General features: G+C 44.0%; 20 protein-coding genes (1 of these 20 cut by a window edge). 13 read left to right on the top strand and 7 right to left on the bottom strand.

The window, feature by feature from the left end; all coding sequences use genetic code 11:
- Positions 1-10: 10 nt before the first annotated feature.
- From CH367_RS18100 to CH367_RS18090, 3 genes are all read right to left on the bottom strand, one after another.
- Positions 11-1,300, bottom strand: coding sequence for a tetratricopeptide repeat protein (locus tag CH367_RS18100; protein WP_100763902.1), 1,290 nt, complete (start codon positions 1,298-1,300; stop codon positions 11-13).
- Positions 1,301-1,407: 107 nt separating this feature from the next.
- Positions 1,408-2,520 carry a FecR domain-containing protein gene (locus tag CH367_RS18095; RefSeq protein ID WP_100763901.1) on the bottom strand — a complete coding sequence of 371 codons (1,113 nt, stop codon included), beginning with the start codon at positions 2,518-2,520 and terminating at the stop codon, positions 1,408-1,410.
- 116 nt (positions 2,521-2,636) lie between these two features.
- Positions 2,637-3,041, bottom strand: a complete 405-nt coding sequence (locus CH367_RS18090) for a hypothetical protein (protein ID WP_165783327.1) — start codon at positions 3,039-3,041, stop codon at positions 2,637-2,639.
- Between the two features lie 818 nt (positions 3,042-3,859).
- On the opposite strand from CH367_RS18090, the gene CH367_RS18085 reads away from it, so the two are divergent.
- From CH367_RS18085 to CH367_RS18070, 4 genes are all read left to right on the top strand, one after another.
- Entirely contained in the window at positions 3,860-4,984 is a 1,125-nt protein-coding gene (locus tag CH367_RS18085; RefSeq protein WP_100763899.1) for a SpoIID/LytB domain-containing protein, read from the top strand.
- A 195-nt stretch (positions 4,985-5,179) separates the two neighbouring features.
- Positions 5,180-5,875, top strand: a complete 696-nt coding sequence (locus CH367_RS18080) for an ABC transporter ATP-binding protein (protein ID WP_100763898.1) — start codon at positions 5,180-5,182, stop codon at positions 5,873-5,875.
- Positions 5,876-5,881: 6 nt separating this feature from the next.
- Complete coding sequence (locus tag CH367_RS18075; RefSeq protein WP_100763897.1) at positions 5,882-8,383, top strand: ABC transporter permease; 2,502 nt, start codon at positions 5,882-5,884, stop codon at positions 8,381-8,383.
- A gap of 76 nt (positions 8,384-8,459) precedes the next feature.
- Positions 8,460-9,398 (top strand): hypothetical protein, encoded by a 939-nt coding sequence (locus tag CH367_RS18070; RefSeq protein WP_100763896.1) that lies wholly within the window; start codon positions 8,460-8,462, stop codon positions 9,396-9,398.
- 83 nt (positions 9,399-9,481) lie between these two features.
- Here the strand turns inward: CH367_RS18070 and CH367_RS18065 are convergent, their stop codons facing one another.
- Entirely contained in the window at positions 9,482-10,189 is a 708-nt protein-coding gene (locus CH367_RS18065) for a hypothetical protein (RefSeq protein WP_100763895.1), read from the bottom strand.
- Positions 10,182-10,745, bottom strand: coding sequence for an orotate phosphoribosyltransferase (pyrE, locus tag CH367_RS18060; RefSeq protein ID WP_100763894.1), 564 nt, complete (start codon positions 10,743-10,745; stop codon positions 10,182-10,184). The genes CH367_RS18065 and pyrE overlap by 8 nt, the downstream gene beginning before the upstream one ends.
- A 207-nt stretch (positions 10,746-10,952) precedes the next feature.
- Here pyrE and CH367_RS18055 point away from each other — a divergent pair, with 207 nt between their 5' ends.
- A complete protein-coding gene (locus CH367_RS18055; RefSeq protein WP_100763893.1) occupies positions 10,953-12,032 on the top strand; it encodes an acyl-CoA desaturase in 1,080 nt (359 codons plus the stop codon).
- Between the two features lie 114 nt (positions 12,033-12,146).
- On the top strand, positions 12,147-14,081 hold the full coding sequence (gene nadE, locus CH367_RS18050; protein ID WP_100763892.1) for an NAD(+) synthase: 1,935 nt from the start codon (positions 12,147-12,149) through the stop codon (positions 14,079-14,081).
- Positions 14,082-14,138: 57 nt separating this feature from the next.
- On the opposite strand, the gene CH367_RS18045 is transcribed toward nadE, so the two are convergent.
- Positions 14,139-14,840 (bottom strand): LIC_20245 family lipoprotein, encoded by a 702-nt coding sequence (locus tag CH367_RS18045; RefSeq protein WP_100763891.1) that lies wholly within the window; start codon positions 14,838-14,840, stop codon positions 14,139-14,141.
- Positions 14,841-14,961: 121 nt separating this feature from the next.
- On the opposite strand from CH367_RS18045, the gene CH367_RS18040 reads away from it, so the two are divergent.
- The 7 genes from CH367_RS18040 to recJ all read left to right on the top strand — a co-directional run bounded on the left by CH367_RS18040 (position 14,962) and on the right by recJ (position 21,349).
- The gene (locus CH367_RS18040; RefSeq protein WP_100763890.1) at positions 14,962-15,702 is read left to right on the top strand and encodes an LIC11073 family putative lipoprotein; all 741 of its coding nucleotides are present in this window, start codon (positions 14,962-14,964) and stop codon (positions 15,700-15,702) included.
- A complete protein-coding gene (gene rsmI, locus CH367_RS18035) occupies positions 15,699-16,469 on the top strand; it encodes a 16S rRNA (cytidine(1402)-2'-O)-methyltransferase (protein ID WP_100763889.1) in 771 nt (256 codons plus the stop codon). The genes CH367_RS18040 and rsmI overlap by 4 nt, the downstream gene beginning before the upstream one ends.
- A gap of 12 nt (positions 16,470-16,481) precedes the next feature.
- Positions 16,482-16,805, top strand: coding sequence for a hypothetical protein (locus CH367_RS18030; RefSeq protein ID WP_100763888.1), 324 nt, complete (start codon positions 16,482-16,484; stop codon positions 16,803-16,805).
- A gap of 83 nt (positions 16,806-16,888) precedes the next feature.
- Positions 16,889-18,055 (top strand): iron-containing alcohol dehydrogenase, encoded by a 1,167-nt coding sequence (locus CH367_RS18025; protein WP_100763887.1) that lies wholly within the window; start codon positions 16,889-16,891, stop codon positions 18,053-18,055.
- Between the two features lie 142 nt (positions 18,056-18,197).
- Complete coding sequence (locus tag CH367_RS18020; protein ID WP_100763886.1) at positions 18,198-18,917, top strand: glycoside hydrolase family 25 protein; 720 nt, start codon at positions 18,198-18,200, stop codon at positions 18,915-18,917.
- Positions 18,918-19,094: 177 nt separating this feature from the next.
- Positions 19,095-19,415: a bactofilin family protein gene (locus CH367_RS18015; RefSeq protein WP_100763885.1), complete on the top strand. Its 321-nt coding sequence runs from the start codon at positions 19,095-19,097 to the stop codon at positions 19,413-19,415.
- A gap of 2 nt (positions 19,416-19,417) precedes the next feature.
- Positions 19,418-21,349 (top strand): single-stranded-DNA-specific exonuclease RecJ, encoded by a 1,932-nt coding sequence (recJ, locus tag CH367_RS18010; RefSeq protein ID WP_100763884.1) that lies wholly within the window; start codon positions 19,418-19,420, stop codon positions 21,347-21,349.
- Positions 21,350-21,414: 65 nt separating this feature from the next.
- Here recJ and pcnB read toward each other — a convergent pair whose 3' ends face one another.
- Positions 21,415-22,004: the final stretch of a polynucleotide adenylyltransferase PcnB gene (gene pcnB / locus CH367_RS18005; protein WP_100763883.1), read on the bottom strand. The gene runs 949 nt beyond the window's last position; the window shows 590 of its 1,539 coding nt (coding positions 950-1,539); its start codon lies off the right edge, out of view; it ends in the stop codon at positions 21,415-21,417.

Below are 22,004 nucleotides of genomic sequence, written 5' to 3'. Positions count from 1 at the left end.
CAAAACTATATTAATTTTTCTTTTTGCTTGATTTTAGTTTATTCGCCAGTTGAAGAAACTCGGTGGCCTTTTTCTTTTCACCTAATTCCGATAAAACGATAGCCAAATTATTCAAAGTGACGATGTATCCGTCCGATTTTCCCAGACCAAGCTTATCTTGTATGGACTTATCTTGAATGAATTTTTTTAGAGCTTCCTTATATTCTTTTTTCGCGAGATGAAGCAACCCTTGATTGGTTAACAAAGCCGCGTAAGAACTAGTGGTAGAAAGTCCAATTTCTTGGTAAATATTTTCCGCGTCCTTATAAAGTCCGCCTGCGAATTCGGGTTCTCCGTTCTGTTTATAAGCCGAACCCAAAGAGGTTAAAAGATCCGCGTAGTCGAACGTCTTATCCAATCCCAACGTAGTCAGTATGGTTCTCGCAGATTCGAACAATTGGATTCCTTCTTTATATCGTCCTTGATACACGTGAAAAGAAGCGATCGTTTGAAGAGTATTCGCGTAGAGCTTTGTCTTTTTGAGTTTCAAGGATTCTTTCAATTCCTTGTCTTGAAGACACAACTGCATCGCTTTTTCTCTTTCTCCTAAGGAAAAATAAGTAACTCCGAGATTGCAGAGGGTGTTTGCGTAATCCACCGTGTTCTGAAGTTGTTTACGTTCGAGAACCTCTTTCTTTCTTACGAGGAACTCCATCGACTTTTTAGTTTCCCCGATTTGAAAAAGAGTATTGGCGAGATCTTCCAAAGCATCCAAGTATTCGGGATCGTTCTTCAATGCGCTGATCAAAAGGATCGCGGCTTTTTGAGGTTCGGAATAGAGAATATCGGAAGCTTGCGCATAAAATGAAAACGCAGATTCGTTCTTAGTCGAAGAATTGCTTACAAGCGCGGTGTTTGCTTCGGCATCGTTGCTATCTATATTTGAAAGCAGGTTTCCAACGATCTTTTCCTGCAGTGTGATCGGTTTTTCTAAGTTACCTCGAGTAGAAGAACTCAAGATAAGTGAACCTTTGTGAGCATCGGAAATTCTTACATTGACAAGAGCCGCATTCTGTTCCGCTTGAATGTCTCCATTGCAAAAGTAATCGGCCGCAGTAATCTTGCTGAGAAATTCCGCAGGATCCACTTCTTCTCCGTAGAGTTGTTTTTCCTTAATCAGTTTTAGAGCGCTGGCTTTTTCGGAAGGTCCGACAACCTCTAAAGTGGGAATTCTCGATAAGCCGTTTGTCAAAGTGCTCGTCAAACCAGCGGCAATCGGCTTCAGTTTTTTATTTTCTAAATAATCGAATTTATCGATCAATAGACGCTTCTTCTGGCCATCACTCGAAAGAAGATTGGACTTAGAAGTTGAACAGGATACAAAAAAAATTAAAAAGAGAATCCGAATAAACACAAGATCACCGTTTCTTAAAATCTTAGACCGGACACTTGAGATTCAGAAAAGTGCAATTCCCCTTGAGGAGTTTTGACATTGTAATTGCTACCTGTCTGATAAATAATTCCAGTAACGTTTTGTCCGTTCTTTAAAACCAGGGTTTCAGCTCCTTTTCCAAGGACCTTTCCCATGGTTGATAATAAAACGCCGTTATTTTCCTTAAGAGCGCTATCAATTTCTTTTTTCAATTCTTGTCCGGTCTTTTGATTGTTATCCGAAACACTCACGATCTCAGACGACTCTTTTTGAAGATCTTTTAAAGTATTTCCCGCCAAACCTTGGGAAGTTTTAATTTCTCCTACCGCAATGCTCTCCGGTAGTTTGGATTCCAACGCCGCGAGTTGTTTTTTAAGTTCCGCGTTTTCGGCCGGCTCGGTCGGCGTTTTGATATTTTTTAACTCCGGGCTTTCCAATAATTTCAAAAGTTCCGGATCTTTGAGCGCTTCTTTGATTTTTCCGTTCGTAACCGTCGTTTCCTTTCCGGATTCAAGCACCTGTCCTTGTCCAAAAGCCGCGTTGATTTTTTCCTTAGTCTTGGAATCCGTTTCTTCGGAGTTCATAAGAAGTTCCAACGTAGGATCGGAAGGCCGAACATCCACGCTTCCGTCGGCAACCTTAATGTTTGTTGTGGCGTCTTCTTTTACTACGACCTTAAACTGAGTTCCGACTACCATTGCCTTCATAGAAGGTGTGAAAATGAGAACGCTTTCGTCTTTTTGAAGTTTTTTTACGGAAAAAAGCAAATCCCCTTTTTTTAGAAAAACGATTAGAGTCCGTTTATCGTCTTTCACTCGAGAATAAAGATTCAGTTCCGTTTGCGTTTTCGCTCTAAAAGTAATTTGAGATTGGAAGCCACGAATCTGGATATCGGCAAGAGATCCGCTTCCGATTCGAATCGTTTGATCTCCTTCAATGATGTCCCCTGAATTACTCGCTTTTTGATTAATTTCCACCGAGCCGACGATGAATGTGGGAATACTTGAAAAGGAACTTTTTTTCGAACCCGAATTCGAACTCCCTTGTCCTTTAGCACAACTTGCAATAAAAACGATCAGTGTTATATAAATGAATAAGACTTTTTTCATCGATGGAGTCCTTTTAATATATTATAATTTCGTAAAACTAGATTATCCTTGAAGGTGAATAACTTCCTTCAAGGATAATCGTTAAATTCAATCTGATTTGAATCAGCAGAGCGAATTTAATTCTTCTTAATTCCCGAGACTTCTCTTTTTCTATAAACCGAAACTTTACCGTCCTTTGTTGTGACTACAACGGAATCTCCTGTCACTGCGGTTTTTACTCCGGTAATAATTTCTCCATTCTTGAGCGAAATAATATCGTTAAAATTGGCGGAATCTAAACTGGAACTTGTTCCGGATTCAGCACATATCGAAACACTTTTTCGAACGTTAACAAATAGAGGTAATATTCCATATATTTCCATTATCCACGCGGCCCAAAACGGACGCTCAAACTGAACTTCCTGCAAACCACCTTCGCATATCATATTTGGGTCATTCGCTCTAACGCCAAAAAGGGTAAGGGTCATACGTTCTTCAGGGATGCCGTTAGCCATTTTTTTAGTCGGATCGATAATTCTCATCGATATACAATTCGCAAACAAGAGGATTATTAAAGAGAAACACTGAATAACATATAATTTCATTAATCTTTTCCTTTATTTAGCGCAAGTGACTTCAAGTTGAATAGGAACTACAATACCCCAGGTGGCAATTAAGGCCATATATCCTACAAATGAATGGTAATACCGGGCTTCAATGAGGGAGTCGCCTGGGGGACAAATTTTACTTACATCGACAGTATGGGTTGGTGTTGAGCCCCAAAACCAATATAAATACGTATTCGAATATCGATTGGTCTCACTTAAAGAATTAGATCGAGCTTTTATATACGCTTGACCACAAAAAGAAAGACTCAAAATGATCAAACACAAAGATATGATTCTCATAAATCTTCACTTGCTCCTAAATTCTAATTTTAATATTTTAAGGAGAAAATACAATTCTCATTAAATTTAGCGGGATTCTTAAATTGCTCGAATCACGTGAAATCAAACACTTTCATCTATATTTTGTAAACGAAGGGATTACTTCAAAAATAGCTTTTTTATTGGTTTATCCAAATGAAAGGAAAAAATAATCTTTTTACTCAAAAAAACACATTCATTTCATCTGCTTAAATTTTGAGCTCACAGTCTCCGTATAAAGGGCATACATTCCGATTTCGTTACATGTCCGTTTAAAGAAGAACTCCTACGCACTTGCCTTCGATTCGCTCTCAGTATAAAATCCGCCCTGTTTCTTCCGCCAAATCCCCCCGCTAAACCCAAAAATCTCTGCAGGGATTTTCGGTTCTCTACGATATTCAAGAAGAGAGATAGACGTATCTCCGGGAATTCTTATGATCAGAAAACTAGTTTTGCTTTTAATTCTAATCCTCGTATTTTTGGAAACGGGTTGTAATACCGTCATCATTCGTCCTTGGACGCCTCCGTATAAAAGCCGTTCGGTTCACGAGGTTCGAGTGCTTCTTGGCAAGTCCGAAGGAGATCTTCAAATCCGCGGAGAAGGAATCATTTCCGTGTATGACGCGAACGATCTTCTCATTAAAAAAGGAATCGATATCATCTCGTTGGATTCTTCCCGTTTAAAAGCGCCGATTCGTTTTGTGGGTGAGAATGCGGGTCTTGAATACAAGTCCTTAAAGGTTAGAGGAGCGATCCAACTCATTCCTCAAGGACAAGGGGCCGCCTTGGTGGTTAACGTTCTTCCTTTGGAAGAATATCTTTACGCAGTGGTTCCTTCCGAGGTTCCTTACGGTTGGCCCGTGGAAGCTCTGAAGGCTCAGGCAATCTGCGCAAGAACCTATGCAGTTCGTGAAATATTAAATAAAAAGAATGCGCTTTACGACGTGGAAGCAACCGTAAATTCTCAAGTGTATGGCGGCATAGAAAAAGAACATCCATCTACGACGAAGGCCGTTCAAGACACCACAGGAGTAATGGCCGTCTTCGAGGAAAATCCGATCCAAGCGTTCTTTCATTCGAACAGCGGCGGTAAAACGGAAACTCCCGAAAACGTATGGGGTGGAAAAAGAATTCCTTATCTTTCCACGGTCGCTTCGGAGTTCGATCGCGCCGGCGACAACTTTTATTGGAAAGAAACGATTTCCGGGGAACTGATCAATTCCAAATTCTCAAACTTAAAACTTGGAGAGATTCAATCGGTCCAAGTTTTATCCAGAACGGCTTCAGGAAGAGTGGATCTTATGGAGTTGAGCGGTTCGGAAGGTTCTTCCAGAATTCGCGGAAAAGAATTCAGACAAACGTTAGGCACTCCCGTTCGTTCTTTGAGATTCGGAATTCAAAAAGAAGGAAACGGTTATTTGGTAAAAGGAATGGGTTCCGGTCACGGAGTCGGACTCAGTCAATGGGGAAGTTTCGGAATGGCAAAAGAGAATTACAATTACGTTGAAATTCTCAGACACTATTATCCTGGAACCGACCTTGCAAGAATCACACGCTAAGAATTTAAAAGTTTAGAATCGAAAAGCCTTCGAGAGAGAATTCTTTCGGAGGCTTTTTTGTTTTTTTGCAAGCTCAATTTCGGGGAAGAATTGTCGTATCTACGACAAAATAAACCGACCACGAGGTATTCCTGTCGGTTGATTTTTCACTTTTCACAAATTTCGATTCGAATTCTCCTGTTCCCTCAAAACCAAATGACAAACTCGAACGCGACCGACTCAAAAAGAATCCGAATTTCCGGACTTAGAAAATCCTATCAAAGTGGAAAACTTCAAACGGAAGTCCTCAAAGGATTGGAGCTCGACATACCGAGCGCCTCGATCGTCACGCTCATGGGCCCTTCCGGTTCCGGTAAATCAACTTTTTTGAATATACTTTCCGGTATAGACGTTCCCGATTCGGGGGAAATCCGAGTGAACGGACATTCCTTGCATTCGATGAACGAAAAGGAACTCACGAAATACAGAAGAGAGGAAACTGGAATCATATTCCAATTCTTTCATCTACTTCCCTATCTAAACGCCCTCGAAAACGTGGCGGTTCCTCTTTACATCTCCGGCGTGGGAAAAACGGAAGCGCGCGAACTTGCGAAAGAAGCCCTTGAAAAGGTCGGACTTTCCGCCAGACAAAACCACAAACCGGACGAACTTTCGGGAGGAGAACAACAAAGGGTCGCGATCGCAAGGGCGGTCTGCAAACGCCCCTCGTTGATTCTCGCAGACGAACCGACCGGGAACCTGGACACGAAGAATGCAGAAAACGTAATACGTCTTCTGATGGATCTTCAGAAACAACACGGATTCACACTTTTTATAGTAACCCACGATCAGAAACTGGGATCGTTAGGAGAATTCCGTTTAAAAATGGCGGACGGGATTTTGGTGGATTGAAGATTCATGTCCTATCGAATTTACGTTCTATTTCTTTTCGAATACTTTCGAAGTCATAAGGTCGCCGCATTCTTTGCGTTAGCCGGAATTTCTCTCGGTGTCGGGCTTTTCATCTCGACGACCGCAAACGGAATGAAAGCCGAAAAAAGTCTTACCGACTTTGCGATGGGATACTTTCAGGGAGAATATAAAATCAAAATCTCCTCGGCCTCGGGGGATCAGAACGTTCCTGTCGATTTGATCAAAACCTTGTCCGACGATCCTACTCTTTCCTGGATCGTAAAGATTTCTCCTCGATTTCAAAAAGAAGTCATCGTCAACGATTCGATTCGAGCCGTATACATCGGTATGGATTTTTTAAAAGAATTCGAAAAGTTTCGAACCTCGCAGAAGGAAAGTTCGACCGAAACGTCGCAAGATACGAAGGATAAAACTAACTCCGTTTTTATCAGCCGTTCCTTATTCGAAAAGACGGGGACCTCTTCGACTCGTGTTAAAACGAATTCAAAAAGTTTCGCTCTATCGCAACTGGAAGTATTCGATACGGAAGGCGGAAGCATTCTCATGGAAGACATAGAATCCGCCATGGAACGATTCGACACAGGGGAACACGTTAGCTTTCTTCTCATCCAACCGGACCGATTCCGAACGGAACAGAAAAGAATTCTCGAACAAAAACTCGGCTCGGATTATCGAATCGAAACCGTGGAGGATATACGCGAAAAATCCGGAAACGCGTTACGCTCCTTTCAATTGAATCTTCTCGTCATTTCCTTTATCTCCCTCATCATCGCGTTCTTTATGGTTTCCAACACGATGTCCGGTTTGTATGTAAGCCGCGAAAAAGAATTGGGAATTTTGAAAACGATGGGACTCAGCGCCGGCCATACGTTCGCACTTTTTGTTTCCCAAGCGTTGCTTCTCGGAATCACCGGAAGTTTTTTAGGGCTCGGGCTCGGTTTTCTTTTTTCGAGAATGGATTTTTTCAGTCCAGAAGCCGCCTCTGCGGATTTATCCTATCTAAAAACATACAAGTCCATCCCCTCTTCCACTTGGATCATAGGACTTGGAATCGGAATTCTCGGATCGTTTATCTCCGCCGCGTTTCCATCGTTTCGCGCGGGAAGGGTTTCGCCGGTTTCGATTTTAAGAGATTCCTCTTCGGGAACCAATCGAATCGACGACGGTAAGATGTTCCTATTCGGTCTTTCTCTCGTTTGTATTTTCACTTTGATTGCATTTTTTCCGTTGCGATGGAAACTTCCGATCACGGGGCTTTTAGGAATCGGAGGAATCGTAATCGGTGTGACCCTTTGTTTCCCTTGGGTATTTAAGATCATTACGATATTCTTTTTTAGACTTTCCGAAAGATCGGACCGGTCCTTCGTATTTATGAAAGTAGGTTTGGAAGAAACGAGAAACCAACCTCTACGAAACACCCTCACTTCCGCGACCTTGATGCTCGCGACCTCGCTCGTGGTTTGTCTTTCGGTTTTGACGGACAGTTATCGAAGATCTTTAAACGACTGGGTGGATTCCGAATTTCCCGCGGAGTTAACCGTAATCAATACTTCGAATCTGGCCGCGGGAATCCACGGAGGAGTTCCCCTTTCTTTGTTAAGCGAACTCTCAAAACTTCCGGAGGTAAAATCCCTGGACGGCTTTTGTGTAAACACTAGGGTCGAAACCGAAAAGGGAAACTTTACGATTCATGCATATACGTTCGGGGCATACAATCGAAAGGATTCTCCCGAAAGTTCCGCGAGAATGGAAAACGAAATTCTAATCTCGTCCAATATGGCGTATCTGCAGAACTTCAAAGTCGGAGATACGATTTTTCTCGGAACCAAACTCGGAAAAAAGGAATTCAAAATCAAAGGAATCAAGGAACATTTTTTTTCCGAACGCGGAACGATCATGATGGATATCAAGAACTACGAAACCTTTTTCGGACTTCAAGGATACAATTCCATTAAGATATTCTTAAATACCCCGGCGGATCTTTCCTCCGCGGAAGAATCGATCACTCGAATTTTAAGACAAAATTCTTCCTTAAAATTGTTGAACGTAAAGGAACTGAGGGAACTTTATACGGACGGAGTGGACAAGGTTTTCGGAGTTTTGGGAACCTTAAAAACGACCGCGTTTATCATCGCGATGATCTCGCTCGTATCTTCCCTTCTTCACAATCTGATCTCGAAAAAAACAACGTTAGGAATTCTTAAATATCTGGGCGCCGATCTAAGACAACTCAACTCGATTCTTTTGACGGAAAGCGTTTTTATCACTGTGGTTTCGACCTGTTTCGGAATCGTTCTCGCATTCGTTCTCTCCCCGGTCGTTTTATACGTCATCAACAAGAACGCATTCGGATGGACTTTGAAATTCACCGTATCCCCCGAGGTTCCGATATTTTTTCTGATCCTCTCGCCGGTGTTGGGAATTCTTTCCTGTTTGGTTCCTTTGTATACTTTGAGAAAATTAGGATTTCGGATCAGCCAAGAATGAAGAGATATTCCTCCCTTTTGAAAACGAAAACCAACTTGATCGCCAACGCAGTTTCTCTTAGGATGTTATCATTCGTATGAGCGCCTTGAGTGAAGTAGCACTGGAAATCGCCGGAGAGATCCGTAAGATCAATCTTCGAGAAGACGAAAAAATTCCCACGTCCGATTCTTTTATCAAGGAGTTGATGTCTCTCTTTTCGAGAGAACCGGACGACATTCGAAACATTCTCGAGGTTCTTCGGGAAGCGAAGATCATATTCGTCATTAAGATCGTATTGCCGGACGAGAAGGCGAGTAAGATGAACGATCCCGGCGTGGACGCATACGCATACGCCGATCTGAAAATTCTTCAAGATCTGAAATACTACGCTGAAAAAAAATTGGAACGTCTCTACGAGGCGACCTATTACAAAAAAAAATCGCCTTCCCTCATCACAAGAGAACTCTTTCCTAAGATCCGAGAACTGAACAACACTCCGATCGGAAGAATCGTAAACATCGCCGTGATGCTTGAAGAATTCATTCGGATGATGAACAACAATCCGAACGACTTTCAGGAAGAATTCCGCGTTCAAGCGATGGAAGAAATTTTAGTTTCCAAAGGCGACACTCCCACGGAAGGAAAGGACATAGACGAACCCACACGCGCGATGAATTCTTTTTCGAATTCTTTCGGACCCGTTCCTTCTCAAAGAGCGGCGGATCGGATCGAAGCCCAAGCTCAGGCCGCCAATCTCAATCCGAACAGCCCTTGGGGGAGAATGGTTTCCAAATTCTCGATCGAGTTTTTACTCCGAGTTCATCTTAGAAAATGCGAGTTCGAGACGATTCGAAAACTGATCATTTCCGGTAAGGTCACGGACGAAGAAAATCTTCGTTTGGTTCGAGACAGTCTTTTGAAAATGGAAAAGAACATCAACGTGGACAAGGTTCTTGCCTCGTATCTGGAAGAGATGATCGAACTCAGAAGATTGATTCAGAGAAAACTCAATTTGCTCGCTAAGCCGAGAATGTAGAACCAAACGAGCTTCTTGTATAAGCGCCTCGTGAAAACGAAGCGCCGTATGAAGACGCCGCGTAGAAAACGCGACTCAGAACATTACAAAACCTTTAAGTAAATCAGACACTGCGCGATCAAAAGCGCGCCCAAAAGAAAAATCCATCTTCGTTTCGCGGAATAAACGAGTTTCACCTTGTCTTCCGGAAAATAAACGGCCACGAGCAATGCGTTTACGTTCGCAATCAGATAAAAAGATTCCATCTTCAAAGGAAACGGCCCGAACATTACTGCTACAAACATCGCGAACGAAGGAATAAAATACAAAAGAGTTTTCGGATGAAAAAACCCCGCTTTCTTTTCCTGAACGACCGTCTTCTTCCCCGAATGTTTTTCCAATTCTTCCTGAAAACGATCCGGGTCGGCAAGATTCAAAACCGGAATCATATCGTCCTTAGTGGTGATCAGAAATCGAACATAAGAACGGAACACGTCTCGTTCGATCGAAACCACGGACTTGAGTTTGGTTTCGAGGGATTGTCCTTTCGAATTGAATAACTTTAAAGAATTTGAATTTAGCTCGACCTTGGCACCTTTCAACACACGAACCTGTCTTGAAAAATTTCGGTAGAGTAAAAAACCGAGAACGAGAGAAAGAAGACCGAAGATTCTCACGAAGTCGGTTCTGTTTTCTTCGGGAACCTTCAAAAAATTCCATACGATAAACGCCAGATAAAGAGCGATCACCGCGACCGATCTTAAGATCAGGTTGTTTCTAAACTTACCGAAGTCGTACGGGAAATCACTCATGTTCTAAATTCCCAAATTCACTTTTTTTGAATATAGGAAACATCTGAACCCCTTCGGAAAGAATCGCATCCTTGCCGCCCTCTTCCCGATCCAAGATACAAATTCCCTGAGTGACTTCGATTCCGGAATCACGCAAACTGCGGATGGCTTGAATCGTAGAACCTCCGGTGGTAATCACATCGTCCACGATGATACAACTTTTTACCGCGTGAACCGCGCCTTCGACTAACTTTTTCGTTCCGTGATCCTTGGAAAGTTTCCGAACGATCAAAGGGAAAACGTTCTTTTTTTGTTTCCTAAATTCCAAACTGATTCCGTAGCAAATCGGATCGGCGCCCATCGTAAGACCGCCGAATGCTTCCGGTTTTAAAATTCCGGAGTCGCCTAAATGCTGTTCTACGATAAATCTGCAAAGAAGTTCCAGACGATCGGGAACGAGCGTGATCTCCTTACAATTGAAGTAATGTCTGGATTGTTTTCCCGAAGCGAGGGTGAAAGGTTGTTCCGAATAGCGATACGCATGGGAACGAATGAGTTCGAGCAGTTCTTGTTTCATAAACTTTTGTGAATTCCGATTCGCGTTTGATTTTAACCAGTGAATTTCTCGGAAAGAATCTGGAAACCGTTTTCGATTTCGAAAAAAAATCTCAAAAAAATTCTCCATTTTTGCAACCAGCTTCCCTCTTTCCGCTCATAACTAACAGAGTTAATTAAATGGGCCGAAACAGGACGAACGTCCCGATCGGCCTTTTAGGAATTGAATATGCAAAAAGAAAAATCAATCAATTGGGTGACCACGATCTTCTTAATCGTAACTCCGATCGTCGGAGTTGCGGGAACCGTTTGGCTTGGGGTTACGAGAGGAATCCCGTATCAAACCTGGCTTTTGTTTTTATTCATGATGTTCGCGACCGGGATCGGAATCACCGCGGGCTATCACAGACTATTCTCGCATCGGGCTTACAAGGCCGCGCTTCCGGTAAGAATTTTTTTCCTGCTCTTCGGCGGCGCCGCGTTTCAAAGTTCCGTTTTGGAATGGTGCGCGGATCATAGAATTCATCACAGACACGTGGACAAGGAAGAAGATCCGTATGCGATCACGAAAGGATTTTGGCACGCGCACATTCTTTGGTTGTTTCAAAAAAGAGAATATTCTCTGACGAACATCCCCGATCTTTGGGAAGACAAGTGGATCGTATGGCAGTACGAACACTACTATTCGATCTCGATCTTTATGTGTTTTTTCTTTCCCGGTTTGATCGGTCTTCTTTGGGGAGATTTTTTAGGAGGCGTTTTAGTCGCGGGGTTCTTAAGACTTTTTATCAACCACCACTTTACGTTCTTCATCAACTCGCTTTGTCATTTCCGAGGAACACAACCGTTTTCGGACAAACATACCGCAAAGGACAACTGGATCTTGGCTCTGTTCACTTACGGAGAAGGATATCATAACTTTCACCACGAGTTCCAAGCGGATTACAGAAACGGAATCCGTTTTTTCGACTACGATCCGAGCAAGTGGCTCATCAAAGGTTTGTATCATCTGGGTCTTGCGTCCGATTTAAAACAAATCCCGGACGAACAGATCTTCCGCAAAAAAGTGCAGATGGACGAAAAACGTTTTTTGAAAAGAATGGAAACATTGCAGGTTCCATTCTCCGCCGATCTGGAAACAAAACTGCAATCGTATAAACAATCGTTGATCGATCGTCAGGCGGATTTTGTTTCCAAAAAAGAATCTTCCGGCGATAAGAATCAGGTTCGCGTCGCCGAGGGAGAATTCAGGTCCGCTCTCAAAACTTGGAAACAAATCGTTTCCGGTGATCTGCAAACCCTTTCTTAAAATCCGATTCGGTTTTCTCGAAGAAGGTTCGGCGCCGGTTGTAGACCGGATGACCGGACCTTTTCGAATTAAAAAACACTTTCAAAACGGATTCGAACCTGAATCCTGTACAACATGCAGTCTGTGCGACTTACTTCGGTTTCTCTCAAAACGAGAGTGTTCGATTTTCAAGGGAACCTGGATAAAATCAAAAGGGTTCTCTCTCAAGAAAAGAATTCGGATCTGATTCTGTTCCCCGAACTTTGTATTTCCGGTTACGGATGCGAGGATTCTTTTTTCTTTCCTCGTATTTGGAAAGAATCTTGGAACTCTTTGACGCAGATTCTCCCCTTAACCGAAAATAAGATCGTTGTAGTCGGTTTACCTATATTCCAAAATCCTTATCTATTCAATTGCGCGGCGGTTCTTTGTAACGGGACCGTGGCCGGGATCGTTCCCAAATCCAATCTTGCGACCACCGGAGTTCACTACGAAAACCGTTGGTTTGCAAGAGGAGAAGAGGCACAGGAGAATTTTGTCTCACCGGACGGCTCCGCGATTCCGTTCGGTTCCCTCGTTTTTGAAACCGATCATTTTTCGTTCGGCGTTGAAATCTGCGAGGATTCCTGGGTTTTACAAAAACCTTCGATTCCCCTTGCGGAAGCCGGAACGGATTTGATTCTTTCTCCGGGCGCATCTCATTTCGCGTTCGGAAAACAAAGAACTCGCAGACAGATCTTTAAGGAAAGTTCGAGAAGAGAGTCTAACGTGTATCTGTTTTCCAATCTTTGCGGAAACGAATCGGGAAGACTGATCTTCGAAGGCGGCTCCCTGGTCGCACAAAACGGAAAACTGATCGCGGAATCCGAACGTCTTTTTTTCGGAGATTACAATCTTTGTTCCAGCGAAATCGACTTCGACGCATCCAGAGCCGATCGCGCCAAAAACTTTCGTCCTTCCGGAAATCGTTTCTCGCAAAAAAAATCCTCGGAAGAAAATCGAATCTATCTCGGAATCGAATTCCCAAAACGAACTCCGAAGGTAAACCGCCCCGTTTCCGAACCTTCCCTTTCCAAAGAAGAGGAATCGTATCAGGATTTCACGCGTGCGGTAGCATTAGGACTTTTTGATTATCTAATACAGTCTAAAACGAAGGGTTATACGTTGTCCCTTTCGGGAGGCGCGGACAGTTCCACCTGCGCGCTTCTCGTTACCGCGATGAAAAAAATCGCCCAAGAAGAATTGGGGAAAAACTTTTTTGCCTCGATCGGAATCGACGAGAATAAACTTCTTTATACATTGTATCAAGCCACTGAGAACAATTCGGATCGAACCAGATCCCTTGCAAAGGCATTGGCCGACGACGTGAAATCCGTTCACGGAGATCTTACGATCGGTTCCGAAGTACAAAGTATTTCGGATAAGATTTCCAAGATGACCGGAGTTTCCTTGGATTGGGAACATCACAATCTGGTTCTGCAAAACATTCAAGCAAGGGTTCGTTCTCCGATCATCTGGATGCTCGCCAATTTAAACGGACATCTTCTTCTTTCCACCGGAAACAGAAGCGAAGCGGGCGCGGGTTATACTACGATGGACGGGGATTCATCGGGATCGGTCGCTCCTCTTACCGGAGTCAGTAAAGAATTTATTTTGAAGTGGATGCAGTTCGTCACAGACGGAAAAGATCCGATTCTTCCCGCATATCCATCGGTGAAGGAAATCGTTCTTTCTCCTCCGAGCGCGGAGTTAAAACCTCTAGAAGACAAACAAGAAGACGAGAAGGATCTGATGCCATATCCTCTTTTGCAAAAAATCGAAGAACTTTTTGTGGTTCGAGGCGCGGGTTTTTCGGAGATCGTTCAACTTCTTTCGGGCGATCCCGAGGTTCAAAAATTGGCGCCCGGCTTTTTGGAAGAATCGGTTCGGAAATATATTTCTTTATTTCACAGAAATCAATGGAAACGGGAAAGGTTGCCGCCTTCGTTTCATCTGGACGATTACGGTTTGGATCCGAAGTCCAGTTTCAGATTCCCGATCCTTTCCGAAGAAAGGGGTTCGGGAATTTAGAATCGATCGTCACTGCGAAAGCCTGAATCGCTTGCTGACCGACTTGTAGAATCGAACTTAAAACCCGGCTTGTTTAAACGCATTCTCCTTATCGCGTTGCACTTGTTGGAGTTGGTTCTTGATGGAATCCTGAATGTTCTGGAGTTTCTTTTCGGTTTCTTCTTCGCCGGAACCTTTTTGTAAATCCACGAGATAGTTGATGATGTCCATTCTATCCTGGGTTTGTTTTTCCATGTGATTGTAATAAGAACGGATCTGAACCGGAGACGCGGTTCTCGCATAAACGTTTCGAGCGGCTTCCGCGATTTGATTTTCTTCCTGTTTCTTCGCTTCTTTTTCGGAAGGACTTAACTTTTTAGGAATGAGAGAATTGTTCGGAAAACGTTCCCTCAATTGACTGAAACGCTCCATCTCCTCGTTCGTATAAGGTTTATTGGATTGAGGATTCATCGGGTTATCCGCGTCCGCCGCGTTCGGGTCTTCCGGTTTTGTTTCGCCCGAATTCGACTCGATATATTCTCCCTTGCCCGCCTTATAAAAGGAAGAGTCGAAAATGGATTCGTTCGTTCGGCCGCCGGAAGAGCCCGATGAAGAAGAGGAAGAACTTCCTCCTCCGCCGAGAAGAAGGGCTACGCTATCTGCTTCCCTTTTTTTTCTTTCCGCGTCTCCCGAATCTTCGGAAGAAAAAAGAATCCAAACAAGCGCAACGAGCGCGATGGAAATGCCGGAATAAAGGACTAGTTTACGAATGCTGACCACTGGAATGCTCCGGGAGAAATCTGGAAATTTTGATTGTAAGACCGCCGAACTAGGAAATTCTATCCTGAATAGCGGATCCGTCTTCTAATATTTGAGAATTTGAATCCCACGCAAGATAAAAATGTCCTTTAGAATTCTTCATCCAACGATTCTTCCCGCGCTTTCCTTATTGTGGATTTTTTTCGGCTGTGGTATGAACACGGACGTCGCGCAATCTCCTTTCGTATTCATTTCTCCGGTAGGAGTTCCTCAGTTTTTGAGCGTGGTCGCGGTCAACGAGGGAATCACAAACAACGCGACAAAGGACGTGGACTTCGTATCCGAACCGAATTCCTACAAACCCGAATTTTTAATCCGCTATTTCGTAACGAACGCGGAACCTCAGTTCGTCGGTTATAATCTTTACATCACAACCGCGGCGCCTTCGGTTGCGGAAACTCTCGCGGGTGGAAACGTTTATCTGGAGAATGGGGTTCAACCCTCTTTCCCACATCTCGCTTCGGAAGCCTCTACGAGTTCCGCAAAACTACAAACACATCGAGTTCTGAATCAGATTCCGCCACCGGGCGTTTTTCCGTTTATCAAATGTGAAATTTATACGTTCACGTTAAGATCTCTTTTGAACAGCGGTATCTTTTCAAACCCATCCACACCGGTGAGAATGTGTTCTTCTTCTCGTCCTTATCTTTGTCCTGTCGGCTCGAGCTGTAATCCATCGGAATGCAACAACGCGGCTTGCAATACGACGGTAAAACAAAACTGCCCCGTTGGAACGCTCTGTAATCCTTGTTTGATTGCCGGCGCGGAAGAAACGGGCTGTGTTTGTCCTTCCGGAGTTTCACCTTCGGGCTGTAATCTATGAGTGTAGAGGAAGAATCCTCTTCTCCAGAAACTTCTTCCGAAATTCCACTCGAACCGGGAACTCTCTACGTGATCTCCACTCCGATCGGAAACTTGGAAGATCTTACCTTTCGCGCTCTTCGAATTCTCAAAAACACGGACCGAATTCTTTGCGAGAACGCGGGACATTCCAGAAGATTGTTCCAACACTATTCAATTTCAACACCGGCTTCCACGCTCTATAGGGATCAATCTCCGACTCCCTACGCGGGTATATTAGAAGATTTGAAAGCGGGGAAAACATTCGCACTTGTTTCCGACGCGGGAACTCCCGGCGTTTCCGATCCGGGTTCTCATCTGATCCGAGTGACCCGAGAAGCGGGTTTTAAAATCACCCCCGTTCCCGGAGCGAGCGCATTGACCGCGTTACTCGGCATCTCCGGTTGGCAGGCCAATCCGTTTTTGTTTCTTGGATTCTTATCCGAAAAAAAGGGTAAAAAAAGAAATCAATTGGCAGAATGGAAAGAATTCGAAGGGCTCATTATGATCTTCGAATCTGTCCACAGAATCGGGGATACACTCGAAGCCGTGAAAGAAATTTTTTCCGATGCGGAATACCTGTTGGGCCGAGAAATGACCAAAATTCACGAGGAAATTCTCCTTTTTTCGCCCAATCTCCCGGGAAAACCGAAGGATTTTGCTCATAAGGGCGAATTTGTGGTTTTAATCAATACGAATCGGAAAAAAATGCTTAAAGGCTCTCTTGGATCGGCCGATAGAATTCAGTAGAGGTAACAAATCATGACTATCGATAAAATCGGTGGGATCGGTGGAAGCGGGTACGAACCGAAAAGAACCGCACCTGTTAAAAAAGCGGAATCAAAAGAGGCTTTTGATAACGTTTCTATTTCCGATACCGCAAAACAAAAAGCATCCGAAGCTAGACTTCAAGCAGAAGTTCAAACTATAACTCGCAAAATTATTTCTACTCCGGACGATCAAGACCGTTCCGTTAAACTCAAAGAAGTTAAGGAAAAGTTGAAAAACGGAGACTATGACAATCTGAGCGGCGACGTTTTGAATACGATCGCGGATAGAATCTCAGAAACAATGTTGGGTCAATAAGAACGTTACGGATAAACTGATTTTTACCTCTATTTAAATTAGAAATATTCCGATTCACCAGATAACTCTGGGGGACGACGACGATGCCGATACTCCCCGATTGGGTTAACTACACATTTCCTCCAAAAATCCACTTTGAAGCCGATTGCGGATACAAGGTGGGTAACTTCGTCAAAAACATAGGTTCAAGAACCGTAATATTCTCCACTCAACAAGAGCTGGAGAATATGGACGAACTTTCCATCATCAAAACCAGTTTGGAAAAACATATCGACGGAGTGATTCTCTACGACGATATCGTCAAGGAACCGACTCCGGAAGAATTGGACACGGCCGCCTACTTCGCGAAGATCGCGAACGCGGATTGTATCATAGGTTACGGTTCTTACGAATCGATCAGTATGGCGAAGATCATCGCCCTTCTCGTTACGAACGATATCTTCGCCGAAGAAATGTTAAGCGAACGGAAAGCGAAACTCAAAAAACCCCTTCCTTTGATTTTGATTCCTACTCATCCGGTTTTCGGTTTGGAATGTTCTCCGATCTCCACGATTCTTCTCGGTGAGGAAAGAATCACGAAATACTTTTCGCACGAACTCCTTTTCCCCGAACTCATCATCGCAGATCCTAAGATTTCTTCCTTTATGACTTCCACGGATATTTCCAAGGTGGGAGTTGGAATTTTGGCCGCCGCGGTGGATACGATTCTTTCCAAATTTTCCACGGAACTTACGATCTCTTCCGCGTTACGCGCTATCGAACTTTTACAAAAGAACCTGATTCCTTCCATCCGGGATCCGAAGAACATCAACTATAAAAACGGTTTGTATGCGGCCAGTCTTTTGACCGGGATCGCTCAGTCCTCCAGTTCCTTGGGGCTTTGTTTCGCTCTTTCATTAGCAAGTGCGAATATTACGAATTTGGATATCTTCCAGTCTATGTCCATTCTTCTCCCCCACGTCATGGAATACAACCTGACTTCCTCCGCCGGTAAATACGTGATGATCGCGAGAGCCTTGGACGAGGACATCACGAATATTTCCGTGATCGAGGCGGCCATTAAGGCGGTGGAAGGGATTCGTAAGATTTTTATCGAATTGAAAATCCCTCAGAGACTTTCGGAATACGAGGTGAGAAAGATCGATCTTCCTATGATCGCGAATCTCGCGGCTTCGTTTCCGTTTTTGGATTCTCTTCCGAGAGAACTTCCTAAGAACGAGATCGAAACGATTTTGGTTGCGGCGTTCTAAGTAAGAATCGGGGAAAGTGTGGGAACTCCTTCGAAATCGCGGGATTTTCTAAAAATGTGGGATCTATTACAAGTTCGCGCGATTAGAATCAAATCCCGATTCTAACAAAAATGTAGGATCTCATACAAAAAACGAACCGCCCATGAAATCCAAAAAATTCTTCGTTTTTCCATTCTTACTTTTATTCTTTTTAAGCGGACTTGGATTGTATGAGGCTCTGGATCGAGGTTGGATCTGGTTTGTTTCGCCTTCCCGTTCCCAATATCCGATCCGAGGAATCGACGTTTCGAATCATCAAGGAAAAATCGACTGGGCAAACGTCCCGAAGTCCGAGGTTTCTTTTGTGTTCATCAAAGCAAGCGAAGGTGGGGACTTCAAAGACAAATCCTTTTTCTACAATTGGAAACAGGCAAAGGCAAACGGATTCGTCGTAGGAGCCTACCACTTCTTTACGTTGTGCAAATCCGGTAAGGAACAAGCCGAGAATTTTATTTCCACCGTTCCCCAAGAATCCAACTCGCTTCCTCCGGTTGTGGATCTGGAATTTATAGGAAACTGTAAGGAAAGACCTCCGATCGAAAACGTTTCCCAAGAAATCCGGGATTTTCTGAACCGGGTCGATTCTCACTTCGGTAAAAAAACGATTCTTTATCTCACTTATGAATTCATCGATCGATACATCGGCGAAGACTTTCAGGATCATCCGGTTTGGATTCGGGATATATTCAAACATCCGAATGCGTTTTCGGATCAAAGATGGATTCTTTGGCAGTATCACAGCAGGGCGCGGCTTCCCGGAATTTCCGGCCCGGTGGATTTGAACGTTTGGAACGGAAGTTTGGAAGATCTGAATTCTTTGTAGGATCTCATACAAGATCGCACGACTACGACCAAACCCCATTCTCACCCAAATGTGGGAACTCACACAACCCCGGCACGCACGATCACGGCAAACGCGGCCGAGAATTCCGGCAAGCCCTGCCCTCCCCGCAAAAAAACATTTGAAACTGCCTCTCCGACCTTAAAACTTGGAGCCAGAATGAGTGACGAACACATCGATACAATCATCGGAGACGATATCCATTTCCGCGGAAAACTGAAATTCAGCAATTCCCTGAAAATCAAAGGCAACTTTAAAGGAACGATCGAAACCACCGGAAAACTCGTGGTCGGAGACACCGGAGAAGTGGAAGCCGATATCGAAACCGGAACCTTGGAAGTGGAAGGAAATCTGAAAGGAAACGTTTCCGCAAACGAAAAGGTATCCATTCGCAAAACCGGCAAAGTAATCGGCGACATCCGCACACCCGATTTGGAAATCGAATCCGGAGCGAGATTTAGCGGAAACAGCGCTATGTAAGAATGCCAAAGCTCTCCCCTTTTTCACACGGCCCGGGTTTAAAGGAATTACATCCTTCCGGGTTCCGTCAGCATCTCAGCCCTCTTCAACATAGATTTTACGAAACACATCTACGGGAAAAATCCCATCCGGAACATCTTCTGTATCACGGACTGAGAGAACTTCCTTCTCCGTTTTTATTGCCGGACCTCGAACCGGCCTTGGAACTTTTAAAAGAATCCGTTCGCACCGAAAAGAAAATTCTTCTCTTCGGCGATCGGGACTGCGACGGAGTTTCCTCCACGAGTTTACTCGGCGGTTTTTTAAAAAAGATCCATAGGGGAGAATTGATCCTCAAAACCTCGAACGAAGAAGACTACGGACTTTGTCCGGCCGCGCTGGACTTCGTAAAAAAACACAAACCCGATCTTCTCATTACACTCGACTTCGGAACGACCAACCACGTTCAGATCGACGAGCTCGCTTCCCTCGGAATCAAAGTGATCGTTCTCGACCACCACGAGATCCCGGAAAGAATTCCGAATTGTTTTTTGGTTTCTCCGAAACGACAGGATTCCTTGTATCCGAACGAAAAAATCTGCACTTCGGTGTTGGCGATGAAGTTCATTCAGGCGTATCTTTATTCTTCCCTGGAAGAATACAACCGCGCGGTTTGGATTCCGGACGGGAATTCTCTATTTTCAGGTTTTCTAATATACCGAGGCAAACTTCTTTTTCAAGGGGAAAGACAGGAAGCCGAATCTAAATTCTCCTTATCCGTCGTGGACGAAAACTTTTCGTTCAAGTCCTCTTATCCGGAACGAGAATGGTTCTATCATGAATTTCTAAAATACCCCGCGATCCACGATCAATATCTTCAGAATTTCGATCTCGCGGCGATCGGAACCGTTTCCGATATGATGCCTCTTTACGGTGAAAATCGAATCATCGTCCGAGAAGGTTGTAAGATTCTTTTCAAACTTTATCGTAAGGAAACCCAACATCGGGAAGGTCTTTTCCAACTTCTGCAACTCATGGAACTTGCGGAGAAACACGTGACTTCGAAGGACTTAGGTTGGGGACTCGGTCCTATGATCAATTCCGCCGGAAGAATGAACGCGACCGAAGTCGCTCTTAATCTTTTGCTTGAGGAGAATCCTTCCCGCGCACAAGCGGGGGCCAAGGAACTTCAGAAGCTCAACGAGGAAAGAAGGGAAAGAACCAAAAGAAATCTTTTCAAAGTCGAAGGTTTTTTAAAACGAAAAAAGGAAAGAACCGAGAAGGCCGTTCTTTTTTGTTACGAACCTGATTTCGAACCGGGAGTTTCCGGAATCGTAGCGACAAGACTTGTGGAAGAATACAAAAGACCCGTGCTCTTCATCACACCCGATCACGGACATGCAAAGGGAAGCATTCGTTCTTACGGAAAGGAAAACGTTTTGAACCTTCTCAAAAAAGCGGCTCCCCTCTTTTTTCAATTCGGCGGTCACAAGGAAGCCGGTGGTTTTTCCCTCGAGATCGATAAAATTCCCGAACTCGCAAAGGTGATCTTCGAACACGCGGAACCTTGGTTGGAAGAGGAACAAAAAAAATCCGCACTCGAACAAACGGAAAGTCTGATCAGCCTTCAGCCGGAAGAATTGAACGCAAAAATTTTTCAGGAGCTTTCGATCTTCGAACCGTTCGGTCATGAGAATCCCGTTCCCATGTATTCGATCAAAAACGCAAAGGTCTATCATACCAAACCGATGACCGATGGAAAACATGTTCGTTTTAGAATCTTAGGCGCTCCGGAATCGATTCAGTGTTTGATTTGGAATCGCGGGAAGGATTTTTTAGATTTGCTCAGCAGAGCCGGAAGTCTGGATCTATGGGGTTCTTTGGAAGAATCCACCTACAGGTCCAAAACATCTCTTCAGTTTGTAGTGAACTACTTTCAGGAATCGGAGAACTAAATAAAAAAACCGATCGCAAGATCGGTTTTTTTATTCGGCTTTGATTTTGAGATATTAGGTTTTTCTCATTCGTTTCCGGGGTTTTGATTTCCGCCGGAACGATCTTCTCCGTAATTCTCGTTGGACTTACGATTTTGGTTCTCGGATTCGGAAGAGCCGGAAGAATTTTGATTTCCTTCTCTTCTGTTTTTCTGATCGCCACCACCGCGTTGTTGACCTTGACCGCCTTCTTCCCGATTGCGATTTCGGAAATTCTTATTGCGGTTTTTATTTTGGCGTTGCGGTTGCGATTGTTGTTGTCCACCGCCACCTCCGCCGTTGAACTTCTTAACGGGGATCGGTCTTTTCCGTACGGAAATTTCCCAGAAGAAAGCGCTCTGAATGGACTGCTCGTCGTTTTCAGCGATCGCTCCGATTTTAAATACCATAAACGCGTCGTAGAAATAATCCTTCATACGGAAGAAATTATTTTGGGACGACTTTTCGTCTTCGGTGCTTAAGAATCTTTGCTGGCTCGCGAAAATCTTAATCAAACGATCCTTGTCCTTTTTAGGGGTTTCCAATCGGTTGAAAATCGGCTCGAGACAGTTTTTGATCGCAGGGACCAAATTCATATTCTCTTTTTGTAATGCTTCCGAAGCGAGATCCGAAAAGA

It is taken from the genome of Leptospira barantonii, from assembly GCF_002811925.1.
GTDB lineage: Bacteria > Spirochaetota > Leptospiria > Leptospirales > Leptospiraceae > Leptospira > Leptospira barantonii.
The sequence above is the reverse complement of the archived record's forward strand: the minus strand, read 5'-3'. Positions and strand labels throughout refer to the sequence as shown.